The 20,710-nt window shown below is 60.2% G+C and carries 18 protein-coding genes and 1 pseudogene; 11 read left to right on the top strand and 8 right to left on the bottom strand.

Annotated elements, in window-relative coordinates; all coding sequences use genetic code 11:
- Positions 1–102: 102 nt before the first annotated feature.
- Positions 103–1,083, bottom strand: a complete 981-nt coding sequence (locus AC0L3O_RS23775; RefSeq protein ID WP_473475214.1) for a glycosyltransferase family 2 protein — start codon at positions 1,081–1,083, stop codon at positions 103–105.
- A 162-nt stretch (positions 1,084–1,245) separates the two neighbouring features.
- The gene (locus AC0L3O_RS23770) at positions 1,246–1,893 is read right to left on the bottom strand and encodes an FkbM family methyltransferase (protein ID WP_473475395.1); all 648 of its coding nucleotides are present in this window, start codon (positions 1,891–1,893) and stop codon (positions 1,246–1,248) included.
- Positions 1,894–2,311: 418 nt separating this feature from the next.
- Between AC0L3O_RS23770 and AC0L3O_RS23765 the strand changes: the two genes are divergently transcribed.
- Together AC0L3O_RS23765 and AC0L3O_RS23760 are read left to right on the top strand one after the other, a co-directional pair.
- Entirely contained in the window at positions 2,312–3,244 is a 933-nt protein-coding gene (locus AC0L3O_RS23765; RefSeq protein WP_473616785.1) for a GSCFA domain-containing protein, read from the top strand.
- Positions 3,245–3,395: 151 nt separating this feature from the next.
- A complete protein-coding gene (locus AC0L3O_RS23760) occupies positions 3,396–3,923 on the top strand; it encodes a class I SAM-dependent methyltransferase (protein WP_473475393.1) in 528 nt (175 codons plus the stop codon).
- Positions 3,924–4,540: 617 nt separating this feature from the next.
- On the opposite strand, the gene AC0L3O_RS23755 is transcribed toward AC0L3O_RS23760, so the two are convergent.
- Positions 4,541–5,272, bottom strand: a complete 732-nt coding sequence (locus tag AC0L3O_RS23755) for a TylF/MycF/NovP-related O-methyltransferase (RefSeq protein ID WP_473616783.1) — start codon at positions 5,270–5,272, stop codon at positions 4,541–4,543.
- A gap of 307 nt (positions 5,273–5,579) precedes the next feature.
- Positions 5,580–6,152 (bottom strand): transglutaminase-like cysteine peptidase, encoded by a 573-nt coding sequence (locus AC0L3O_RS23750; RefSeq protein ID WP_473533788.1) that lies wholly within the window; start codon positions 6,150–6,152, stop codon positions 5,580–5,582.
- A 580-nt stretch (positions 6,153–6,732) separates the two neighbouring features.
- Here AC0L3O_RS23750 and AC0L3O_RS23745 point away from each other — a divergent pair.
- On the top strand, positions 6,733–6,975 hold the full coding sequence (locus tag AC0L3O_RS23745; protein WP_287138745.1) for a hypothetical protein: 243 nt from the start codon (positions 6,733–6,735) through the stop codon (positions 6,973–6,975).
- A gap of 211 nt (positions 6,976–7,186) precedes the next feature.
- Here AC0L3O_RS23745 and AC0L3O_RS23740 read toward each other — a convergent pair whose 3' ends face one another.
- Positions 7,187–7,435, bottom strand: a complete 249-nt coding sequence (locus AC0L3O_RS23740; protein ID WP_473533789.1) for a plasmid stabilization protein — start codon at positions 7,433–7,435, stop codon at positions 7,187–7,189.
- A 235-nt stretch (positions 7,436–7,670) separates the two neighbouring features.
- Between AC0L3O_RS23740 and AC0L3O_RS23735 the strand changes: the two genes are divergently transcribed.
- The 8 genes from AC0L3O_RS23735 (at position 7,671) to hutC (ending at position 15,837) form a co-directional block, all read left to right on the top strand.
- The gene (locus tag AC0L3O_RS23735) at positions 7,671–8,444 is read left to right on the top strand and encodes an SDR family NAD(P)-dependent oxidoreductase (protein ID WP_473533790.1); all 774 of its coding nucleotides are present in this window, start codon (positions 7,671–7,673) and stop codon (positions 8,442–8,444) included.
- A 116-nt stretch (positions 8,445–8,560) separates the two neighbouring features.
- Entirely contained in the window at positions 8,561–9,706 is a 1,146-nt protein-coding gene (locus AC0L3O_RS23730) for an ABC transporter ATP-binding protein (RefSeq protein WP_473533791.1), read from the top strand.
- A gap of 35 nt (positions 9,707–9,741) precedes the next feature.
- Positions 9,742–10,848 carry an ABC transporter substrate-binding protein gene (locus tag AC0L3O_RS23725; RefSeq protein ID WP_473616782.1) on the top strand — a complete coding sequence of 369 codons (1,107 nt, stop codon included), beginning with the start codon at positions 9,742–9,744 and terminating at the stop codon, positions 10,846–10,848.
- A 129-nt stretch (positions 10,849–10,977) separates the two neighbouring features.
- Positions 10,978–11,922, top strand: a complete 945-nt coding sequence (locus tag AC0L3O_RS23720) for an ABC transporter permease (RefSeq protein WP_236378660.1) — start codon at positions 10,978–10,980, stop codon at positions 11,920–11,922.
- Positions 11,919–12,719, top strand: coding sequence for an ABC transporter permease (locus tag AC0L3O_RS23715; protein ID WP_027156432.1), 801 nt, complete (start codon positions 11,919–11,921; stop codon positions 12,717–12,719). The genes AC0L3O_RS23720 and AC0L3O_RS23715 overlap by 4 nt, the downstream gene beginning before the upstream one ends.
- A gap of 35 nt (positions 12,720–12,754) precedes the next feature.
- Positions 12,755–14,077: a histidinol dehydrogenase gene (gene hisD / locus AC0L3O_RS23710; RefSeq protein ID WP_473616781.1), complete on the top strand. Its 1,323-nt coding sequence runs from the start codon at positions 12,755–12,757 to the stop codon at positions 14,075–14,077.
- 6 nt (positions 14,078–14,083) lie between these two features.
- Entirely contained in the window at positions 14,084–15,106 is a 1,023-nt protein-coding gene (locus AC0L3O_RS23705) for a zinc-dependent alcohol dehydrogenase (protein WP_473616779.1), read from the top strand.
- The gene (gene hutC, locus AC0L3O_RS23700; RefSeq protein ID WP_473533795.1) at positions 15,103–15,837 is read left to right on the top strand and encodes a histidine utilization repressor; all 735 of its coding nucleotides are present in this window, start codon (positions 15,103–15,105) and stop codon (positions 15,835–15,837) included. Before AC0L3O_RS23705 ends, hutC begins: the two co-directional genes overlap by 4 nt.
- Positions 15,838–16,042: 205 nt before the next feature.
- Here hutC and AC0L3O_RS23695 read toward each other — a convergent pair.
- The 3 genes and pseudogenes from AC0L3O_RS23695 to AC0L3O_RS23685 all read right to left on the bottom strand — a co-directional run bounded on the left by AC0L3O_RS23695 (position 16,043) and on the right by AC0L3O_RS23685 (position 20,554).
- Positions 16,043–17,391: pseudogene (locus tag AC0L3O_RS23695) on the bottom strand (SLC13 family permease).
- 225 nt (positions 17,392–17,616) lie between these two features.
- Complete coding sequence (locus tag AC0L3O_RS23690; protein ID WP_473533797.1) at positions 17,617–19,137, bottom strand: malonate--CoA ligase; 1,521 nt, start codon at positions 19,135–19,137, stop codon at positions 17,617–17,619.
- A 22-nt stretch (positions 19,138–19,159) separates the two neighbouring features.
- A complete protein-coding gene (locus AC0L3O_RS23685; protein WP_128245231.1) occupies positions 19,160–20,554 on the bottom strand; it encodes a malonyl-CoA decarboxylase in 1,395 nt (464 codons plus the stop codon).
- Between the last annotated feature and the right edge of the window lie 156 nt (positions 20,555–20,710).

Genomic DNA, 20,710 nt, shown 5'->3' with positions numbered 1-20,710 from the left:
GGTCCAAGAGGAATGATCGCCTGGGGTTTGGAATAGAGCCTCTAGCAAAATCGGGCTCCCAACCGCGAGAATTGGTGAGCAGCCAAGGACCGGGTTGTCGATCTAATCATTCCAAGAAATAGCTTGGGTCAGGCCCGCACCGATTATATCCTGAATACCCGAATACCTTTGCGAAATTTCGCTCATCACATTGAAGTCCGGCTTGCCGATAGTGGCGGAAAGGTATTCCTTGTATTTTGACGCACCGTTCCAATATTGGCCTTCATCGACCGCGACCTGAGCCTTCGTCGTGAAATTAGAGAAAAACTTAAAATGAAGAAGAGCGCCATAACTCTCCACGTGGTTACGCCAATAGGGTAGCGGAGCGTGAATTGAATTTAAGATCGTCAATCTATCTCCGTATACGAACGGATATTTGGTTAGGGTGTGCGTACCAAACGCCCGGCTTCTCGGGCCACCTCGGATTTTGATATTTTGCGGGCTCGTCGAGTAATCGTATCCTGAAGCATCGAAATGATCGGCTATCTCCCAAGGAGCGCGTTTTGGGTCAAACGGAAAGTCCCTTAAGTCTCCTGCCGGATACATGTCGATCATCGGCGCCAGCAGGTGCTTCATGCCTCTTTTTTGGATCCAACCGGCGAGGTCATGCAGATCGTGGCGATCCATGCCATCATAAACCAGGTATTCATCCGCATCCACGATCACGTACCACCGGTTGAACCCGTATCTGCGGATTATATCCTGTCGCCAGAAAGTTCCGCGCCCTGCTTCTCCATAGGTCTTTCGTGAGATGAATACGTCCACATCTGGCTGGCTCAACAGAAATTCCCGTGTCCCGTCCTCAGAACGGTCATCGACAATGGCAAATCTGGAAACGCCGATCGATCGATAGTGATCAAGGAATGGAATTATCTCAGGGTATTCGTTCCTGACGACTGCCACAAGCAAGATTTCTTTTTGAGAAACTGGCGATAGATTTCCACGCGCTTCTAAATCGTCTTTCCTCAGCGCATTGCGAAATCTATACTGAATTGTGTCGGCAATCGATCTACGGAAAATATGAAACTGGCTTCTTTTCTTCATTTGAGCTCACAAATTTCAAGGGGCTGTCCGCACAAGGTCGCAGCGGCCATGTTCGGATCGCCATGTTTTTTTCGAACGTCGCTCATCACTCGACTTGTTACAGGTGATGGCAAAGGTGGTTATGAAGGCGCGATCCAACTCGTCAACATCCAGTGGAGATGACTAGTGCCAGTCCAAGTTGATTTTATTGGCCCAATCTCGTTTGATTGCTTCGCGGAGCGCGCGCGTACGTTCTGCAAGCTGTGGGATTTTTTTCTCGTGGGTTTCAGCAAAGATCATATCGATCTTGTTCATCAATCCGCAGGATAATATCGATTCGAGCATTGGCACTTCCGCGCCCTCTACATCAATCTTCAGTATCCGCACTGGAGATCCAAGCCCTCTAACGAAATCAACTATGCTTAACTGCTCAACCTCAGTGTAGTCGTCTTTCGAGATGTTAGATTTGTCTGCATACAAGGAAGAGGATTGCGACCAAAAGTCTGGGTCAGAACTGAATTTACGTGACCGGTAGAGCTTCGCAGTCCCGGATTGGTCGGCAAGCGCCTGCTGATAGAGATGGACATTTTTGAATGCTCCAACGTTCTTGCGCAGCCGTTCGAAGGTGTAGGGGTCTGGCTCGAAGGCATGAACCGTCGAGCCCGTCTTAGCCAAGGCCGAGGTGATCTCACCCAGATTCGCGCCGGCATCTATGACAATATCGCCTGGCTTCAGCCGCCGGCAGGCCCGTCCGAACAGATACGAAGCATTCCATGAGGGACGCCCGAACCAACGGCTGTAAGCGTGATATTTTAGCAATTTAACGTTCATAGTCACACAAAAAGATCCTGTCGACTCCACTGAACGTCGGCACCAAAATCCTCTATGCGCAAAATCCAGATGAGAGGGAGACGTTCTATGCCAATTTTGGTGCTGCTCTGCAACAGCGTCGCCGCGATTCTTGGCGTGTCTTAGAGCAGTCGCTTTAATGATCGGGGCTTAGGGCCTATTTTCGGTTGGCTTTGAAGAGAGCGTTTGCGACGATAATGGGCTTCCGCACGACGGCAGTGATTGCGAGCTTTGGCGGCGTGCCGGCCGGATTGCGGCCAGCGGGGAAGCGGGCTAAACGTCGGGCATTGCTGTCAGCGGCCAACTATGACGATCATGGAGCGATGTGACATTGCTAGAGCGAGTTCGACGAAAGTATCTTCGGCTCCGCAAGCGACTCGGGTACATTCAACCTATCCATTTGGCGGCTGCGGACAAACTGAATAACAAGTATGGCGATTTTTCCAGTTCAGGCGTCATTACAATCCGTAAAAATGCAGTATTCACTCGAAAAGATATATTCTTCACGATGGGAAGTTGCTTTGCGGAGGAAATTCGTCTTGCGTTAACAAGCAAGCAGGTCGCCTGCGTTCCGTCTTACAGAAATATCAGTTTCGACCCAGCGCAAGCCATTGTAGATGAGCTGCCCGGGCGAGAGCATATGAACTTCTATAACACGTTCACTGTTCGCCTTCAGATTGAGCAAATGCTCGGCTTGTGGGATCAAGCCAATGACGACTGGTGGCAGATCAAAAAACCTGCGCCTTGGGGTCCGATCTGCTTTCAGGACCCCTACCGCCGTCTCATCCTCGCCAAATCTCCGGAAGTTCTCAAAGAGGTGATCGAGAGCATGAACAGGGAGATGCGGGTTGGCTTCGATGCGGCCACGGCATTCATATTTACCTTCGGAATGACTGAGGTCTTCATCAACAGGGCCAGTGGCAAGGTAGCAGCACAGAAACCGCTTTATCGTGGCGGAGGCGGAATGCAGGAAACGACGCTTCACGTCAGCAGCTTTCAGGAAAATTATGCCAACGTGATGGCTACCGTGGACATGGTCCGTCAACACAAACCCGATGCACCGATAATTCTCACAGTCTCACCGGTTGCATTGGCTCGGACGTTTCAAGACGCGGATGTCGTCACGGCGAACACTGAAGGCAAATCCGTTCTTCGGGCTGTGCTTGGTCAAGTCTGCCGGGAACGGGACAATGTCCATTACCTTCCCTCATTCGAGCTTGTCACCTATGGAGGCCTCACTCATAGCTACGAAGAGGACTTACGGCACGTAAAGAGATCGGTCGTCGACGACATCGTTGAACAGTTCTTCAACGCGTACTTTGCTCCGTTGTAGGCGTCATCGTACAGACACCCCGTGCCTTGCCGCCGTGAAGAGTAGCCGCAGCCATTCAGCGCTAGACGTTTGTGGACGGAAACTAGACTAGCACAGCGCGCTCTTGACCGATATAACGCCGCCGACCTATCCAGCCACGAGAGGCTAATTGATGCTGTTTTGGAACACCCGCAAGAAATTCGCAGGAACGTGGGAGGATCGCCTCGACGGGCTGTTTTCGTGCGGGGTAGACTACGCCGGCAAGACGATCCTCGACGTCGGCTGCAATATGGGCATCGTCGCTTATGAAATCGCCAAGCATAGGCCGGCTTACATCCACGGCATCGACATCCTGAAACCGCATATCGGCGTGGCTCGCTCGATCTTTCTGGGATCTGGCGTCGAAAGCCGATTTGATGCCATGAGCTTGGGGAGCCGAAAGCTCCCATCCGTTCTCAAGGACAGCTATGATGTCGTTCTGCTCCTCGCTGTTTACCAGCATGTCCGCAGGGGATTGGGCCAGGATAAGGCTGATCGCATCTTTGCCGACATCGTCAACCGCGCACAGACCGTTGTGGCGCGGGTTCCAAAAGAAAAAGATACTCGTCTTCAGTCTTTAATCGAGGGCGCTGGATTCAGCTTATCTCATCGCCACCAGTCGCCGCGCGGTTGCACGGTTCAGGCTTATCATCGCCACTAGGGCTTGTTGCGTTCAGTCCCGCCTTGTCGCGCAGCGACATCTTGCGCTTTGGCGCCCGATATATTTCGCCACAGACTGACCGTTCCTATGTCGACCGTGACCGCGAGGTCCGATCGTGACCTTGACGCCCTCATCGTCTATCCGGGTGTCTCCGGTAAGGTCGATCTTCTGGCCGCGCTTGACCTTAGACGTGCTGTCTCGAATGCGGGAAATTGTAGCTCGGGATCGCGACGCTTACGCCGCCCTCGGTGACACGCCGGCGCACCGTGGCAGTCACAGCCACCTCGTCGCCAATGCCTATCTCCCGCGCCCTGCCAGAGATTCTGCAGCCGGCGTGGCAACCGTCAAAGGGCGAGAATCTTTCGCTGCTTGAAGTAGCTCAAGGGTGCGGGCGCCCCGCCGGGTCCTGCAATGGAATCAAGGGACGAGGTGAGAGCCATTTCTCTGCTAAGTCCTTTGCCTGCCTCAAAGTGCGACAATTCTCGACCGCACCAGTTTTTCCCAATAGCTGCTACTTTTGTGCGCAATTTTTCTGTTTTCCCCAGTTCTTCGTGGGACTGTTTGTGCAGCTGAACACTGCGCGAACCTGCGGCTGGTTGGCGCGGAATGCCCGCGCACTAGCTTGCCTTTACGACAATCGCCTGCCCCGTTGGAAGTTCGATGACGCCTTCCGGGCGGTTTTCGAAAAATTGATCAAAGGCCTTTCGGGCTCCAGGACAAAGCGCAGAGCCGTAGTCGTCACATATGATCATGCCATTCGCGCACACCCGATCGTAGAAGAAGGCGAGCGCGTCACGTGTCGGCTCGTAAAGATCGACGTCAATATGGACCAGGGCGAAACGCCGGTCAGATACGTTGGAAAGAGTTTCCGGTATCCATCCGACATGAAAAGTGGTGTTGCTGAAGTCGGAAATATTCTCTCTGGCTACCTTCTCCTCGGTGCTGAGATCGCCGGACTTCCATGGCGTTCGGCCGTTTGGCTTGCGGTCCTCTGCGGTCGGTTCCGAGAGGCCAGCGAACGAGTCAAAAAGGTGGTAGTGCCGTGGCCGAAGATCGCTCATCAGCATGAATATCGTCGACCGGCCTTGCCTTACGCCGCATTCGGCCACATCGCCGTCGATACGCTCGATCGATCGCAAGCAGCTTTGCAGGACGAAAGCCCGGGGATCTGGAATCCCACGGATGTTTTTGACCCGCTGCAGCGCCTTTCGGAAAAACGGCTGGTCTTTCCAGACCATATGACTGGAATAAACATAGAAGCCGTATTTGTCGGCCTTCTTCTGAGAGACCTTATACCAGGCCACGCCTCTGCGTTTTTTCGAAATGACAGCAAGTGCCGCGTCTCTCAATTTCATCCTGTATCCTCCAGCATTCGACATGTCCATAACACGGGCAGAAGAGAAAGCCCTACCGGGATCAGGCGCGGAATGAAATCGAGTTCCGGCTGAGGGACATTGGCTTATCGAGCGCCGCAAGGAAGCGCTTCCCGGTGCTCGTAATAAGCCTATGCCTGGAATGGAACTCCCATGCAGTGCGACTCAAGATCACGGGTCATGTGCCTGGGCCGGTGCGGAAACAAACGCGGAGCCGGGCATCTGGCCGTTCTCCGGCATGAGCGCCAGCGCCAGGCATTGTCGATCCGCTAATTCGGGAGGTTCAGTCGACTGCCCCGACCAGTACATCGGGGTATTCGATTATCGCGACCCAGCGCCCGGTATGCGTAGACGACTGCCTTTTTATGAATCGATATCCAGTTACCGACCAAGGCTTCACATCGTCGTTGAGGTTGTCGAGCACATAGTCGCCTTTGTCGGTCTTGACGGTCAGCACCGCGTGCCCCTCGCCGTCCTGCTTCCTGACGACGGTGATCAGAAGGTTTGATAGCGATATGCCCTGCTGCCTGAGCAACTGGCGCTTGAGCAGGACATAATCCTCGCAGTCGCCGAGCGCGTGGTCAGGATATGACCAGAATTCCATCATGCCGTGAACGTCCAGATCGCTCGCGGGCCTGACCGATCTGTTCACCAGCTTGTTGACTGAGGCGAGCTTGCCTTCCATGCCCGCGGACAGAAGGACTGGAGCGCTCTTGCCTGATCGTATTGCGCACTCCGCGGCCCGCCGTCTGCAGAATTCGATGTAGCCGACAGGGATGGAGGTTGGCTGCCCGGTGGCCATGGCGCCAGGCACGACGTCGGCCGAAGCCTTCTCCATCGGCGTCGCGGACATCATCAAGCCTATCAGTAGGCCGGCACACAGCCATGCCCGCGGTACCACCAATCCCATTCGCCCCGCCCCAGAGGTAACAGCCCGAAACAATCTTTAATACCGCGTTACCATCTTTTCATAAGCGCATCAACACAGCCGCCGCACAATTTAAAGCGACGGTCGCGAACCACCTGATGGTGGGCGCCGCGCGGTCGCCCGATCAGCAAATTATGCGTTCACCCGATCAGGGGAATTGTCCTGCTTTTACGTCGTCGGCGTTCTTCGGCTGCTCCGCTTACCTGGACCTGATGACGGCGCCCGACAGGTATCTGGCCGCGCAAACGCCGACAGGCGGCCAAAAAAATTGTAGCCAAATTTGTCGAAGTCCAAGAGCTGCGGGACCTCGCATGGATTCTCATACATTCGGATACACTTCGATAGCACTCGGGCAAATCTCTGCGACAGGCCCAGCCTAGTTTCATCCGTGAGCAGGAAGCCTCGTCATGATGGCGAGACAGAGAGCCGACGGGCTTTCGCAAAGCAGGAGTCAATTCCGCGCGAGCCGCCGTCGGCGGGTCTGCTCATTATTGAAAGGAACAGTACGATGAACAAACTTGTAACCGCTATCGCCCTCCTCGCCCTGTCGACAGGAGTCTCGCTCGCTGCCAATCAAAACCCGGACCGCGACCCGACCCGCGGCTTCGCTACTGGCGTCGACAACAGCGGAATGACCCTGGATACCAGTCACACGGCTTCCTTGCCTCAACCGGTGGTCGCTCCGAAAGAAGAACAGCCACAGCCCGGCAAGGTCCTTAAGGGTCGTGCGCCATGGGCGGGCGGCCGTTGATGCGCTGAACTTTCCCTCCCATGCAAATTGTCCAATCACCCCGCATTCAGCGGGGGTGGTTGGACAAGGGCGCCCGGGAAAATCGCGCCGATGGGGTGAATTCAATGTCTCAGGCGAGCGTGTCGAGGCGCCATGGCGAACAACCATGCGACAAGGCAGGCTCTGGCGACTTCTTCAGCGTCTCGGAAATGACCCTGGCAGCAGGGGAAGATCAAAGCTCAGGTCCCGAATCAACCTGCCGAGCGCCCCGGATCGCCGCTTCAAGGTCGATTTCGACGCCATAAGCGCTAGCGATACGCGCGTAGAACGTCGACGCCGGCTCACGACCGGCTTGCCGAACCTCATAGGACTCCAGCGCGCGCTCAACCACGTCGGCGATCGAGCGGTTCTCGCGCCGAGCCAGCCGGTGCGCAAGATCACGCGCCTTTGCGCTGCGCACGGAAAGCCGCGGTTCGACCAATGTGGGACTCCCTTTGCCGTTGATAGAGCTTAATGGCTTTGCCAGCGAGACGCCAGTTGATGGCGTTCTGATGGGGGGCCATCCGGGATGCCGTCGTTCAAGCGATCGCCGCAAACCGGCGCCGCGCCGTTTGGTGGCACCCCCGCAATAGCGCAAGATGTATAGACAACCGGCCGCAACTGGTGTTCGTTTCCAATCCGACCGCATGGTTTTTTCGGGAATGCAGGAAACCGCCATGGACGCCGCTCGCCTGTTCGACCTGACGGGAAAAAAGGCGCTGGTGACGGGCGCCAGCCGCGGCATCGGCCAGGCCATGGCGGAGGCGCTGTCGGCGGCCGGTGCCGATGTGGCGGTGACCGCCCGCGACGAAAATTCCCTTCGTGAAACGGCGGACCGAATTAGCGCACATGGGCGAAGGTCGCTTTGCCGGTCTCTGGACGTGCTCGACACCGATCGCATCCGCGTGGTGGTCGACGAGGTGGCGGATGCCTTTGGTGGGCTCGACATTCTGGTCAACAACGCCGGCTACGAAAAAGTCCAGCCCTCGCTCGACGTGGACGAGGCGGTATGGGACCGCATCGTATCGACCAATCTGAAGGGCGCCTTCTTCTGCGCACAGGCTGCGGCGCGGCGGATGGCTGACGACAACAGCGGTGGCGCGATCATCAATCTTTGCTCGCTGACCTCCTATGTCGGCATTCCGACCGCGGTACCCTACGGCTCGTCCAAGTCCGGGCTTCTGGGCATGACCCGCGCACTCGCCGCGGAATGGGCATCGCTCGGCATCCGCGTCAACGCCATCGCTCCGGGGTATTTCCATACGGCGATGACGGACGCCTTTTATCAGGATCCCGACTGGCAGACGGCGATGCTGGCCAAGATCCCGCAGCGGCGCTTCGGCACGATGCAGGATCTGGCCGGCGCTGTCGTGTTTTTGGCGAGCGGGGCATCCGCCTATGTCACCGGGCATTGCCTCCCGATCGACGGCGGCTATCTCGCATCCATCTGAGCGACTGAGATGCGGCGCAACGAGGACTGTGTAGACCGAGCTTGTATATGGTTGTATATACCACCTGACACGCTGGGCGTTCTTGCATGCGACCGGCGACAAAAAGGGGAACCACAATGCAGGAGCGTTTTCGGGCCGCAGCTTCGCACGTAGCGGAAGGCGACGGGGAAATCGCCGTCACGGTCCGCAACGTCGGGATGGACTTCGATGGGGTTCAAGCCGTCAAGAACGCGTCCTTCGATCTGCCGAAGGGCCGGTTTCTCACCATTCTCGGGCCGTCTGGGTCCGGCAAGACAACCCTCCTGCGCATGATCGCCGGGTTCCAGACCCCGAGCAGCGGCGAGATCTTCATCAACGGTGAAGCGGTGAGCGCGGTGCCACCGCACAAGCGGTCGATCGGCATGGTCTTTCAGAGACTTGCCTTGTTTCCTCATATGACGGCGGCCGAGAATGTCGCCTTCCCGCTGAAGATGCGTCGGCGCGACGCACGCACCATTCCCGACCGCGTCGAGCGATATCTCGCTCTGGTGCGGCTCGGAGGCTATGGCGGCAGGCGCGTTCACGAACTGTCCGGCGGGCAGCAGCAGCGCGTCGCGATTGCGCGCGCGCTGGTGTTTGAGCCCGACCTGCTGCTTCTCGACGAGCCGCTCGCCGCACTCGACCGCAAGCTGCGCGAGGAAATGCAGCTCGAATTCCGCCGCATCCAGCGTGAGCTCGGCGTCACCACGATCAATGTCACCCACGACCAGCGCGAGGCGCTGGTAGTTTCCGACGATATCGTCGTCATGGATCAGGGCGAGATCCAGCAGAAGGCACGGCCGATCCACACCTACCGCCAGCCAGGCAACGCCTTCGTCGCCAATTTCATCGGCGTCACCAACTTCATTGCCGGCACGGTACGGGCCGTATCGGAAATGGGCGATGTTTCCATCGTTCGGGGTGACCTGATGCTTGCCGGAAAGGTCGGCGATCCGGTCAATCCGCCTGCCGAGGGCGACAAGGCATCGGGAGCGATCCGCGCCGAACAGATCCGTCTCGCCGGCGATGCTGCGCAGCTGTCGAAGCTTGATTGCATGCTGGCCGGGACTGTGACCGACACCATCTTCGAAGGCGAGCGCATGGTCTACGAGGTAGCCTGCGCCGCAATTGGCGACGAGGTCATTCGCGTTTTCGACCATGATCCCGCCGCGCACACGCAGTTCGACATAGGCGAAAGCGTGTTCCTGGGGTGGAATGCCAGGGACATGCTTGTTTTTCGATAGAACCGGAGACCGGTCAAACCCAGAGGAGAATGCAGATGAAGCGCTTCAAGCCGCAGATATCCCATCTTTCCCGCAGAACCTTCCTTCAGGCCACCGCTGCGCTCGGCGGCGCCTCAGCGCTCGGCCTGCGCGGCGCCTATGCGCAGGAACCGGAAAAGCCGGCGGAGATCATCGTGCGCGCCTGGGGCGGCAGCTGGGTGGATAGCCTGAAGGCCGGGGTGTCCGACAGCTTCACCAAGATGACGGGGATTGCTGTCCGTCACGACCTGACCGAAGACAACGAGATTCAGCCCAAGGTCTGGGCGGCCGTGGCGCAGAAACGCGTCCCGCCGATCCATATCAACTGGGACACCACCACCAATGCCACGAAATCGGCACTGCGCGGCGTGACGGAAGACCTCTCCGACCTGCCGAACCTCGCCAATGTGACGGACCTTGCCAAGCCGGCCGGCCTGGAAGGTTTCCCGATCGTCAATACCTACGGTTATGTCTATGTGCTTGCCTATCGGCCTGCGGCATTCCCGGACGGACCGCCCAAGTCCTGGAAAGATCTGCTCGACCCGAAGTTCAAGGGTCGGCTTGCCTTCTACAATGACGGCATCGGCTTCCATTTCCCGGCCCAGGTCGCCGGTGGTGGTAAGCTGGAGGACATTCCCGGCAACATGCAGCCGGCATGGGATTTCATCACCAAGATGAAGGCACAGCAGCCGCTGCTGGGCGAAGATCCCGACTTCACCACCTGGTTCCAGAACGGCGAGATCGACGCCGCCTGCACCATCTCGACCAACGCCCGGGAGGCGCGCAAGAACGGCGTCAAAATCGAATGGGTGGTGCCGGAAGAGGGTGCAAAATTTGACACTGACGGTCTGTGGATCCCCAAGGGCCTGCCGGAAAACGAACTCTACTGGGCCAAGCAGTACATCAATCACGCCTTGACCAAGGAAGCCCAGCAGATCTGGCTGGACGGGCTTGGCTTGCCGGGCGTGGTGCCGGGTCTCACGCCGCCCAAGGATCTGGTGGGCGATCCGTCCTATCCGACCACTGAAGCGGATTTCCAGCGCCTTATCCGCATCTCGTCGAAGATCCAGGTCGAGAACGAGAGCGAGTGGTTTTCCAAGTTCAAGGCGATCATGCAGGGCTGACGCCGGTCGGCCGGTGCTGCGCTAACTCTTTGTTTTTACGCAATTCCGGACGGAAAACCGCTATACACTTTTCCTGGAATTGCTCTAGCGCGGCACCGGTTCCTTCACGACGTCGGATACGGATTTTTCATGCGGGCAGCCAGGACAGCCTATCCCCTGACATGGCGCATCATGGATGCGTTGGAAGGCGTTGCCGCCGCTATCTGGCCGGCGCGGTTCAGGCGCGCTACGCCCTATCTGATGCTGCTTCCGGCGGTGCTGCTTGTCGGGCTGCTCGTGCTTGGTCTCATCCAGATCGCGGATGCCAGCCTGCGCACGCTCGACACCACCACCTTCCAGTTCTCCGACGACTATTCCATCGCCAATTTCCGCCGCGCGCTGACCGAGCCACTGTTCCTGGTCGTCGCGCAGCGCAGCCTCGTTGCCGCCCTGATCGTCACCGCGGTGACGCTCGTCTTCGCCTTTCCCTACGCCTATCTGATGGTGCGCACGCGTTCGCCGGGATTGCGCAAATTCCTGCTGATCGCGCTGTTCCTGCCGTTCTTCATCGGCCAAGTGGTGCGTGCCTATGGCTGGCTGATCATCCTCGGCAACCAGGGCATGGTGAACGAGGCGCTCGGCCTTGTCGGGGTCGCCCCGATGCGGCTCATCTATAACTACCCCGCCGTGCTGTTCGGCCTCGTCCAGTACATGCTGCCGTTTGCCGTACTGATGCTGGCGCCGGCACTCACCGCCATTCCCGAAGAGCTCGAGGCAGCCGCTGGATCGCTCGGCGCGAACTGGGTTCGCACGTTCATCCACGTCGTGCTGCCACTCGCTCGTCCAGGCTTCATCGGCGCCGGCGTGGTGGTGCTGACACTTTCGCTCACCGATTTCGCAGTCCCCGCGATCCTTGGCGGCGGCTCGCAGGACTTTATCGCCAACGCCATCTACGACCAGTTCTTCCGCACCTCCGACCAGGGTCTCGGCGCGATGCTGGCGCTTATGCTGGTCGCGCTCGGGTCAATCCTTGTCGGCTTGGTGTTCGCGCTGTTTGGAGCCGGAACGCTCGCCATGGGGAGGTCGCGGGCGTGAGCGGCTCGCGCAGCAAATCGATTGTCCTGTGGACCCTGGTGACGATCGCCCTGGTGACGCTTTCGGCGCCGACGATCGTTGTGCTCGGCGCTTCGTTTACCGGCGGCAACATCATTACGTTTCCGCCGGATGGACTGTCGCTGCGGTGGTACGCGCGTATTTCGCAGGCCTCCGACCTGCGCAATGCTTTCCTGCGCACGCTCCAGGTCGCGACGGTCTGTACGATCGTTGCCATTCCAGTGGGCACGCTGGCGGGCATCGCGCTGGCGAAATATGCGGTGCGTTTTGAGAAGACGATCCAGATCTACCTGCTGCTGCCATTCACCATCCCGCTGATCGGATCGGGCATCGGCCTCATGCTGATCTTCGGCAACGCCGGCATTCTCGGCCAGCTCTGGCCGGTCGGCATCGCCTGCTGCGTCATCAACCTGCCCTTCATGATCTGGGCGGTCACGGCGAGCGCCACCGGGCTTGACCCGGATCTTGAACTGGCCGCCGCCAATTGCGGCGCGCCGCCGCTCCAGGTGTTCTTCTCCGTCACCTTGCCGGCGGTCATGCCAGGGGTGATCACCGGCTCGCTGCTGATGTTCATCCTGGCGCTCAACGAGTTCCTGGTCAGCCTGCTGCTCGTCGATGCCCGCATCGTGACGCTGCCGGTGCTGATCTACAACTCCATCCGCTCGATCATCACGCCGGATCTCGCCGCGATCTCCGTGGTCTTCATCGCCTGCTCGGCTGTCGCCGTTTTCCTGCTCGACAGGCTGGTCGGGCTCGACATCTTCCTGAAATCGAAATGAGGAAAGCCGGCTCGTCGGGCCGCAAAGGAAATCCTATGCCAAACGTATCATTCCACGATTTGAGACAACTCGACGCCGCCGCTCGTTCGGCATTGATGCGGCGCTCAGAGACCGATCTCTCTGGCTTTATGGAGAAGGCCGCGCCGATCATCGAGGCGGTCCGAACAGAAGGCGACACCGCGCTCGTTCGCTTCGCCCGCGACTTTGACAAGGCAGATCTCGATGCCACGCGACTGAAGGTCAGCCCCGCCGAGTTCGACGCCGCCTTCGGCATGGTCGACGAGGACGTGATCGCCGCCATTCGCTTCGGCATCGACAACATCCGGCATTTCCACGAAGAGCAGAAACCGGAAGCGATGTGGCTCAAGGAAATGCGGCCCGGCGCCTTTGCCGGCGACCGCTTCACGCCGATCCGCTCGGTGGCGCTCTATGTCCCGCGCGGCAAAGGGGCGTTCCCTTCGGTGACGATGATGACCGCAGTGCCCGCAGTGGTGGCGGGCGTTCCGGAGCTTGCCATCGTCACGCCGCCGGCGCCCGATGGTTCGGTGGACGCAGCGACGCTGGTTGCGGCGCGCCTCGCCGGCGTCGAAACGGTCTACAAATGCGGCGGCGCGCAGGCGGTCGCCGCGGTCGCCTACGGCACAGAGACGATCACGGCCGCGCTCAAGATTGCCGGTCCAGGCAGCCCCTGGGTGGTTGCGGCCAAGCGGCTGCTTGCCGGCGTCATCGATCCTGGCCTTCCCGCCGGCCCGTCTGAAGCGATCATCCTCGCCGACGACAGCGTGCATGGCGGGCTGGCCGCGCTCGACCTCCTCATCGAGGCGGAGCACGGACCGGACTCGTCTGCCTATCTGGTGACCCACAGCCGCCGCGTGGCGGAGGAGGCACTGGCCGCGCTGCCGGAGCACTGGGCGCGCATGACCGGGCAACGGGTCGCGTTCTCCACCGCGGTCCTGACCGGCGCCTGTGGCGGCATTGTGCTGACGGCCTCGATCGAGGAGAGCTACCGCTTCATCAACGACTACGCACCGGAGCACCTGGAGATCCTCTCCACCGACCCCTTCGCGCACCTTGGCCACATCACCGAAGCTGCCGAGATCCTGATGGGACCGCACACGCCGGTCTCGATCGGCAATTTCGGGCTGGGCCCCAACGCCGTGCTGCCGACCAGTCGCTGGGCGCGTACTTGTGGACCGCTCTCGGTCACCGATTTCGTCAAGCGCTCTTCGATCGGCTACGTGACGGCCGCGGCCTATCCGGAATTCGCGCGCCATGCCCGCACACTTGCCCGCTATGAAGGCTTCTCCTCGCATGAACACGCCGTCTCCAGCGTGCGCGACCGATATCTGGCGCGGTAGCGGATGATGAAGGCGGCCAGACTCCATGCGGCGGGCGATTTGCGGGTTGAGGACGTGCCATCTCCCGGCGAGCCAGCGCCTGGCTGGGTGCGGCTCAAGGTGACGGCCGCCGGCATTTGCGGCTCCGACCTCCACAACTTCCGCACCGGTCAGTGGATCAGCCGCGCGCCGAGCGTCGCCGGGCATGAGTTCGCCGGCGAGGTGATCGCCGTGGGGGCCGGCGTGTCCCAGTTTGCGCTCGGAGACCGGGTTGTGGCCGATTCGCGCTTCTGGTGCGGCGAGTGTCCTGACTGCCTGGCCGGCCGGCATAATTTCTGTGCCAGACTGGGCTTTGTAGGCGAGGTCTGCGACGGCGGCTTCGCGGAAGAGACGCAGCTGCCGGCGCGGCTGCTCCTGCGCCATGACCCGGCGCTCGATCCCGCAATCGCCGCCATGGCGGAGCCGCTGGCGGTCGCCCTGCACGCAGTGCGGCGGCTGTCGGCGCCGGCCGGGGCGCCGGTGCTTATTGCCGGTTGCGGCCCGATCGGCGGATTGGCGGCGCTGCTCCTGTCGCGGCCGGGCGAGAGACAGGTCCTCGTCGCCGACCGCAATGCGGCGCGTGCGGAGCTTGTGGCCAAGGTGAGCGGCGCGACCGTCGTCGACCTGGACGCCCTGCCGTGTGATCCCAATCTGCGCCATGCCCCCGATCTACGCTATGCCGTCGACGCGACGGGCAGCATCGCGGTGATGGCGCGGTTGCTCGATGTCTTGGCCGGTGGCGGCACGCTGGCGCTGGTCGGCATTTCGCATGGCCGCCTCGACCTCGACCCCAACTTGCTGGTCGAGCGCGAGATCGCGCTTGTCGGCTGCCACGCATTCGCCGACGAGCTTGCTCCGGCCGTCGCGATGCTAGGCGATCTCGCGCCCGCGCTGTCGCGCTTCGTGTCCGACGAGATCGCGATCGGCGAAATTCCCGCCGCTTACCAGCGCCTGATCGCCGGCGTGAGCGGCGGGTTGAAGACCATCGTCCGGATGGAGAGCGGACGATGATCAGGCTTACCGAAACCGCCGGGCCGCTCTACGAAAAGGTCAAGGACTACGTGCTTGGCAATATCGGCAGCGGCAACTGGCCGAAGGACCGCAGGCTGCCTTCCGAAAACGAGCTGGTCAGCACGCTCGGCGTCTCGAGGATGACGGTGCACCGGGCGCTGAGGGAACTGACCTCGGAAGGCCACCTGCTGCGTATCCAGGGCGTAGGCACCTTTGTGGCGCCGCCGAAACCGCAATCGGCCCTCATCGAAATCAGGAACATCGCCGGCGAGATCGCCGCGCGCGGCGCACGCCACAGGGCCGAGGTCATCGTCCTCGAGAAGATCCGCAACCCGGCGCTGGACCTTGTCGTCGCCTTCGAGTTCACGCGCCGCAGACCGGTCGCCCATTCGATCATCGTGCATTTCGAAGACGATGTGCCCGTCCAACTCGAGGAACGCTTTGTCAATCCGGCGCTCGCACCGGACTACCATCGGCAAGATTTCGTGGCGACCACCACTTACGACTACCTGCAGCGGGCGACGCCGCTGACGGAAGTGGAGCATGTGATCTCGGCTATCGCGGCAGAAGAGACGGCGGCCCGCCATTTGATGATCCGACCCGGCGACCCCTGCCTGCTCCTGCATCGGCGGACCTGGTCGGGCGCGGCGGTCGCCACCGTCAACAAGCTTACCTATGTCGGCAGCCGCTATTCGCTGGGCAGCCGCTACGCGCCCTCACCCGCCGCATGAGCAGCGACGGCCCGCCAGGCAAGCCGGGCGGCGCTGTCGGCCCAACGGCTGCCTTGACAGGCAAGCAGTTCTGCCTGCGCCGCGGTTTTTTCTTATTCACGCCGACCAGATCAGGTTGAGTATCGAGCCTGGCCGCCGGTCAAGTGCCCCGGAGCGGCCAGACTGATTGGGCCCAGAATGGGAATGTCCGGGAAGCGGCCGACCGTCAAACCAACCCGGGAACGACGAAAACCAGCCAGGCGATGACAGGGCCGATGATGGCGATAAGCGCGCTGTAGATCAGCAAGGTCTTCAACACGCCCTCGCGCTCTGCTTCCTGGGCATTGGCGACGACCAGCGCGCCGTTGGTCGAAAACGGACTGGTGTCGACGATGGTGGTGGAGATCGCGATCGCGGCAACCACGCCTATGGCACTGATCTGTCCCTGCAGGAGGAACGGCACGGCCAGCGGAATGATGGCTCCCAGCAATGCCGTGGACGAGGCGAATGCCGATACGATGGCGCCGGTGAAGCAGAGGAGGAGTGCGACCAGCAGCGGCATGCCCAGGCTCGAAATGCCTTGGGCGACGTAGTCGATCGTGCCGATCTTCTCCATGAGGCCGACATAGGTGATGATGCCGGCGATCAGGAGCACTGTCGACCAGCTGACCTTGTCGATCGCCGCCTTTTGGGTCTTCGGCGAGAGCAGCGCCAGCGCGACAGCGACAGTAATCGCAACCAGGCCGACATTGAACTTGAAGACAAGCGCGCCGACGGCGAGCGCGGTCAGGCCGATCAATGTCGTCAGCCTTTCCGTAGTCAGGCCGGAAAGCGCCGACGCATTTTTCGTCTGCTCGTCAAAGACGTGATGGCTGATCGGAGTAGCCAGCGTGCCGCCGTGGCCGACAATTGACTGCGTCACGCCCTCGGGGTGGAGGTCAGGCAGCGGTCCCGAGGCAATCGAATACTTACGCAGCACCTTCGAGCCGCCGAAGACGAAGAATACGAGGACGGCGATCGCCAGGTTGAAGAAGAAGCTGGAGAGAAACAGTGATGTCGGCGCGAACGGCAACCCCGCCTTTTCGACGATCTGGTTGGTGATGCCGCCATAGACGCTGATCGGCGAAAAGCCGCCCGCCTGTGCACCGTGAATAACCATCAATCCCATCATGACCGGATTGATGCGGTACTGGAACGCAAAACCCAGCGCCACCGGGGCCAGGATGGCGACCGCCGCAGGTCCGAGCGCACCGAACCCGGTGATGACGGCCGCGACCAGGAACATGACCCAGGGAATCCACGCCACATGTCCGCGCACCAGTTTGACCGCGCCCTCGACCAACCAATCGATAGTACCGTTGATCTGGGCGATGGCGAACAGGTAGGTAATGCCGACCAGTGTCAGGAAGAGGTCGCTCGGGAAGCCAGCAAATATTTCCGCCGGCTTCATCGCCATGACGAGCGAGCCGACCAGAAAGGCGCATGCGAAGGCGAGCGCGCCCATATTGATCGGCTGCATGGTGGCGATCACGAAATGCCGATCAGCAGCGCAATCGACAGAATCTGGATGTTCATAGCTTCCTCCCTCGGGAAACGCCTTCAGGCGCCCGTTCTCATTTCCATCGGTGGTAAATCAGCCTGCGTTGGTCTCGCTCCCAAGCACCAACGCAGGGTCGTCAGCGCCTCCTAGAGCCGGATGATTTCAGGTCAAGTCGACCTGAAATCTGAATCCGGCTCTAAATCAAAGAGATAGAGCATGATGTCGTCCGAAAACCGCTTCACACTTTTCGGCATCATGCTCTAGGAGGCGGGCATGTAAAGGTTGCTGAACCGGTCGCGCAGAAGGTTCTTCTGCACCTTTCCCATGGTGTTGCGCGGAAGGTCCTCGGCGAAGATCACCCGTTTCGGCTGCTTGTAGCGCGCGAGGCGGTCGCGCAGCGCGTTCAGCACGGCCTTTTCGTCCATTGTGGCACCGGGCTTGAGCACCACGATGGCCGTCACCCCCTCGCCGAAATCCGGATGTGCAATGCCGATGACCGCACTCTCGGCGACGCCGTCGAGTTGATCGATCTCACCCTCGACTTCCTTCGGGTAGATGTTGTAGCCGCCGGAGATCACCAGGTCCTTGTCGCGGCCGACGATGTGGAGATAGCCCGCCTCATCGATCTTGCCGAGGTCGCCGCTGATGAAATAGCCGTCCTTGGTGAACTCCGCCGCGGTCTTTTCAGGCATCCGCCAATAACCCCGGAAAACGTTCGGGCCCTTGATCTCGATCATGCCGGTTTTGCCTGGTCCGAGCGTCTCGCCGGTGGCCGGATCGGTGACCCTCACCGACACGCCCGGGAGTGGGAAACCTACTGTCCCTGCCCTTCGCTCGCCGTCATAGGGGTTTGAGGTGTTCATGTTGGTTTCGGTCATGCCGTAGCGTTCGAGAATGGCGTGACCGGTGCGCTGCTTGAATGCGGCGTGCGTTTCAGCGAGCAACGGTGCCGAGCCGGAGATGAACAGCCTGATATTGGCGACCGTCTCCCGGTTCAGGCCCTCATGCTGAAGCAACCGGACATAGAAGGTTGGCACGCCCATCATCAGCGTCGCCCGCGGCATCAGAGCAAGGATTTCCTCCGGATCGAACTTTGGCAGCAGAAACATCGAGGCGCCGGCGATGAGTGTGACATTGGTCGCCACGAAGAGCCCATGCGTGTGAAAAATCGGCAGCGCGTGGATCAGCCGGTCGGCTGCCGTCACCTGCCAGCATTCGCGCAGTGCTATTGCATTGGACAAAAGGTTGTCGTGCGTCAGCATTGCGCCCTTGGAACGGCCGGTGGTTCCAGATGTGTACAGGATCGCGGCGAGATCGTCAGGCGCGCGCGCCGCGTCGAGAAAATCGTCAGACTCGTCCCGGGCCAACTCCATGAGCGATCCGGCGCCGTCCGCATCGAGCGTTTCGACAATCGCGCCGTAGCCGTGCGCGATCCTCTCGACATCAGTTCGCGACTTCGAGGAGACGATGACGAGCCGCGGTTCGGCGTCACCGATAAAATAGTCGAGTTCAGTCAGCGTATAGGCGGTATTCAGCGGCAGATAGATCGCCCCGCAGCGCACGCATGCGAGATAGAGCATCAGAGCCTGCGGGCTCTTGTCCACCTGGACCGCGACGCGGTCGCCCGGGCGAACGCCGAGCACATCAATTGCGCTGGCGATCTGTCCGGAGAGCCGCAGCGCATCTGCATAGGTCCAACGCTGACCATCAATAGTCTCGATGAAAATCGACTCGCCTGACTTGGCGGATGCTCGCATGGCGTCGAACAGATGATTGCTCATTGAACTCCTCCCAATCTGCTTATTAGGTTTTCTGCATTTCGGTGCGGCGTCGACGAACCGGGGCCGCGATATCGGTGTCGGTCGAAGCGGTTGCCGCCAGTTTTCTCACCTCCGGCGAAGCGGCTATTTCGCCATGCTGCGCCAAGGCTTCGTGGTTCGCCTCGATGTCGTCCAACTTGTAAAAGTAGTTGACCATCAAGCCGTGGGACTGCCGCATCGCCTTGGCGGAGCGATCGGCGAGGAAGTTCAGCCGTTCAAGGCGAGCGCCGTTGCCCAAATGAAAACGCGCCACAGGATCGACCGGCCGTCTGCCGGTGGCTCGTTCCCTAATGAAATAGCGTGCGGCGAGCGGGAGAAGCACCGCTTCAACGGCCTGTGCCTTCTGCGGATTGTCCGCCCAGCCCGGATCGTCCAGCAGCTCGAGCGTCTTGAGGGTCCGATCATCGAGGCTGGCATCGGCCGCCTTGCGCAGTCTTGCCAGCCAGCCAGCGAAACCCGGAACCGGCGACAGCGTCACAAAGGTCTTCAAGCCGGGCAGGTCGCGGCGCAAATCCTCCACCACCTGCTTGATCAGAAAATTCCCGAAAGAGATGCCACGCAGTCCGTCCTGGCAGTTGGAGATAGAATAGAAGACAGCGGTGGTGGCGTCCTGGGCCGTGATCGGCGAACGGTTTACATCGAGCACATCAGCGATGGCAGAGGGAATCGCCCTGGTCAGCGCAACCTCGACGAAGATCAGCGGATCGTCTGCGAGACGCGGGTGGAAGAACGCAAAGCATCTGCGGTCGGCTGGAGCTAGCCTCCGCCGCAGCTCCTCCCAGCCGGCGATTTCATGCACCGCCTCGTATCTGATGATCTTCTCCAGGATGTCAGCTGGCGTGGACCAGTCGATCGGACGCAGGGTCAGAAAACCGCGGTTGAACCATGAGCCGAACAGGTGGGCGAAGTCGGCATCGACAGCGCGAAACGGTTCCGTCGCATCCTTCATGGCCAATAGGCGCTCGCGCATCTCCACCAGCCTTGCCGTGCCTTTGGGGGCCAGGTTCAGTCTGCGCACCAGTTCCTGGCGACGCGGCTCGGCGGCCTGGTGCAGTTCGATGACGGCGTCCGAGCTCCTGTCGCTGCGGTAGCGCTCGATGGCTTTGTCAAGCTTGGCGATGTCTGGGCCGAACTGTTCGTGCAGCATACGCACGAAGTCTTGCTGACCGGCCGCGTCCAGTTGGGCCCAGCGCTGAAGGACCTCGGCGGCCAATGCCATGCCCGAGGCCTCGCCCCGGCTCGACAACAGCATGTCGCAGAGTGTTTCGATATTCGTCTCGGCTTGGACCGGTTCGCTGCGCGCCCCTGCCGCAACCAGCCTGCGGCCGCGATCGGTAATGCTTTGCACCATATCGCTAAAGAACGAGATGCCTGCCATGTCGGAGTCCCTCCTGGCAAAAAAATCGAAATCGGCGCAAGCAGACCCGCCGCGCGGCCTCGACGCGTGCCGGTGCTCGGATGCGTCCACCCATTTGTGTGCGACTTGCCTTTTGTGGTATTGTTCTTAAACGTCCTTGTACGCAAAGTCAATGTT

This window comes from Mesorhizobium sp. WSM4810, from assembly GCF_055811235.1.
The sequence above is the reverse complement of the archived record's forward strand: the minus strand, read 5'-3'. Positions and strand labels throughout refer to the sequence as shown.

Excerpts from the sequence above, each read along its gene's own strand:
- AC0L3O_RS23775 (WP_473475214.1), bottom strand. The coding sequence starts at position 1,083 with ATGAAGAAAAGAAGCCAGTTTCATATTTTCCGTAGATCGATTGCCGAC.
- AC0L3O_RS23770 (WP_473475395.1), bottom strand. The coding sequence starts at position 1,893 with ATGAACGTTAAATTGCTAAAATATCACGCTTACAGCCGTTGGTTCGGG.
- AC0L3O_RS23760 (WP_473475393.1), top strand. The coding sequence starts at position 3,396 with ATGCTGTTTTGGAACACCCGCAAGAAATTCGCAGGAACGTGGGAGGAT.
- AC0L3O_RS23750 (WP_473533788.1), bottom strand. The coding sequence starts at position 6,152 with ATGATGTCCGCGACGCCGATGGAGAAGGCTTCGGCCGACGTCGTGCCT.
- AC0L3O_RS23745 (WP_287138745.1), top strand. The coding sequence starts at position 6,733 with ATGAACAAACTTGTAACCGCTATCGCCCTCCTCGCCCTGTCGACAGGA.
- AC0L3O_RS23735 (WP_473533790.1), top strand. The coding sequence starts at position 7,671 with ATGGACGCCGCTCGCCTGTTCGACCTGACGGGAAAAAAGGCGCTGGTG.
- AC0L3O_RS23730 (WP_473533791.1), top strand. The coding sequence starts at position 8,561 with ATGCAGGAGCGTTTTCGGGCCGCAGCTTCGCACGTAGCGGAAGGCGAC.
- AC0L3O_RS23725 (WP_473616782.1), top strand. The coding sequence starts at position 9,742 with ATGAAGCGCTTCAAGCCGCAGATATCCCATCTTTCCCGCAGAACCTTC.
- AC0L3O_RS23720 (WP_236378660.1), top strand. The coding sequence starts at position 10,978 with ATGCGGGCAGCCAGGACAGCCTATCCCCTGACATGGCGCATCATGGAT.
- hisD (WP_473616781.1), top strand. The coding sequence starts at position 12,755 with ATGCCAAACGTATCATTCCACGATTTGAGACAACTCGACGCCGCCGCT.
- AC0L3O_RS23705 (WP_473616779.1), top strand. The coding sequence starts at position 14,084 with ATGAAGGCGGCCAGACTCCATGCGGCGGGCGATTTGCGGGTTGAGGAC.
- hutC (WP_473533795.1), top strand. The coding sequence starts at position 15,103 with ATGATCAGGCTTACCGAAACCGCCGGGCCGCTCTACGAAAAGGTCAAG.
- AC0L3O_RS23690 (WP_473533797.1), bottom strand. The coding sequence starts at position 19,137 with ATGAGCAATCATCTGTTCGACGCCATGCGAGCATCCGCCAAGTCAGGC.
- AC0L3O_RS23685 (WP_128245231.1), bottom strand. The coding sequence starts at position 20,554 with ATGGCAGGCATCTCGTTCTTTAGCGATATGGTGCAAAGCATTACCGAT.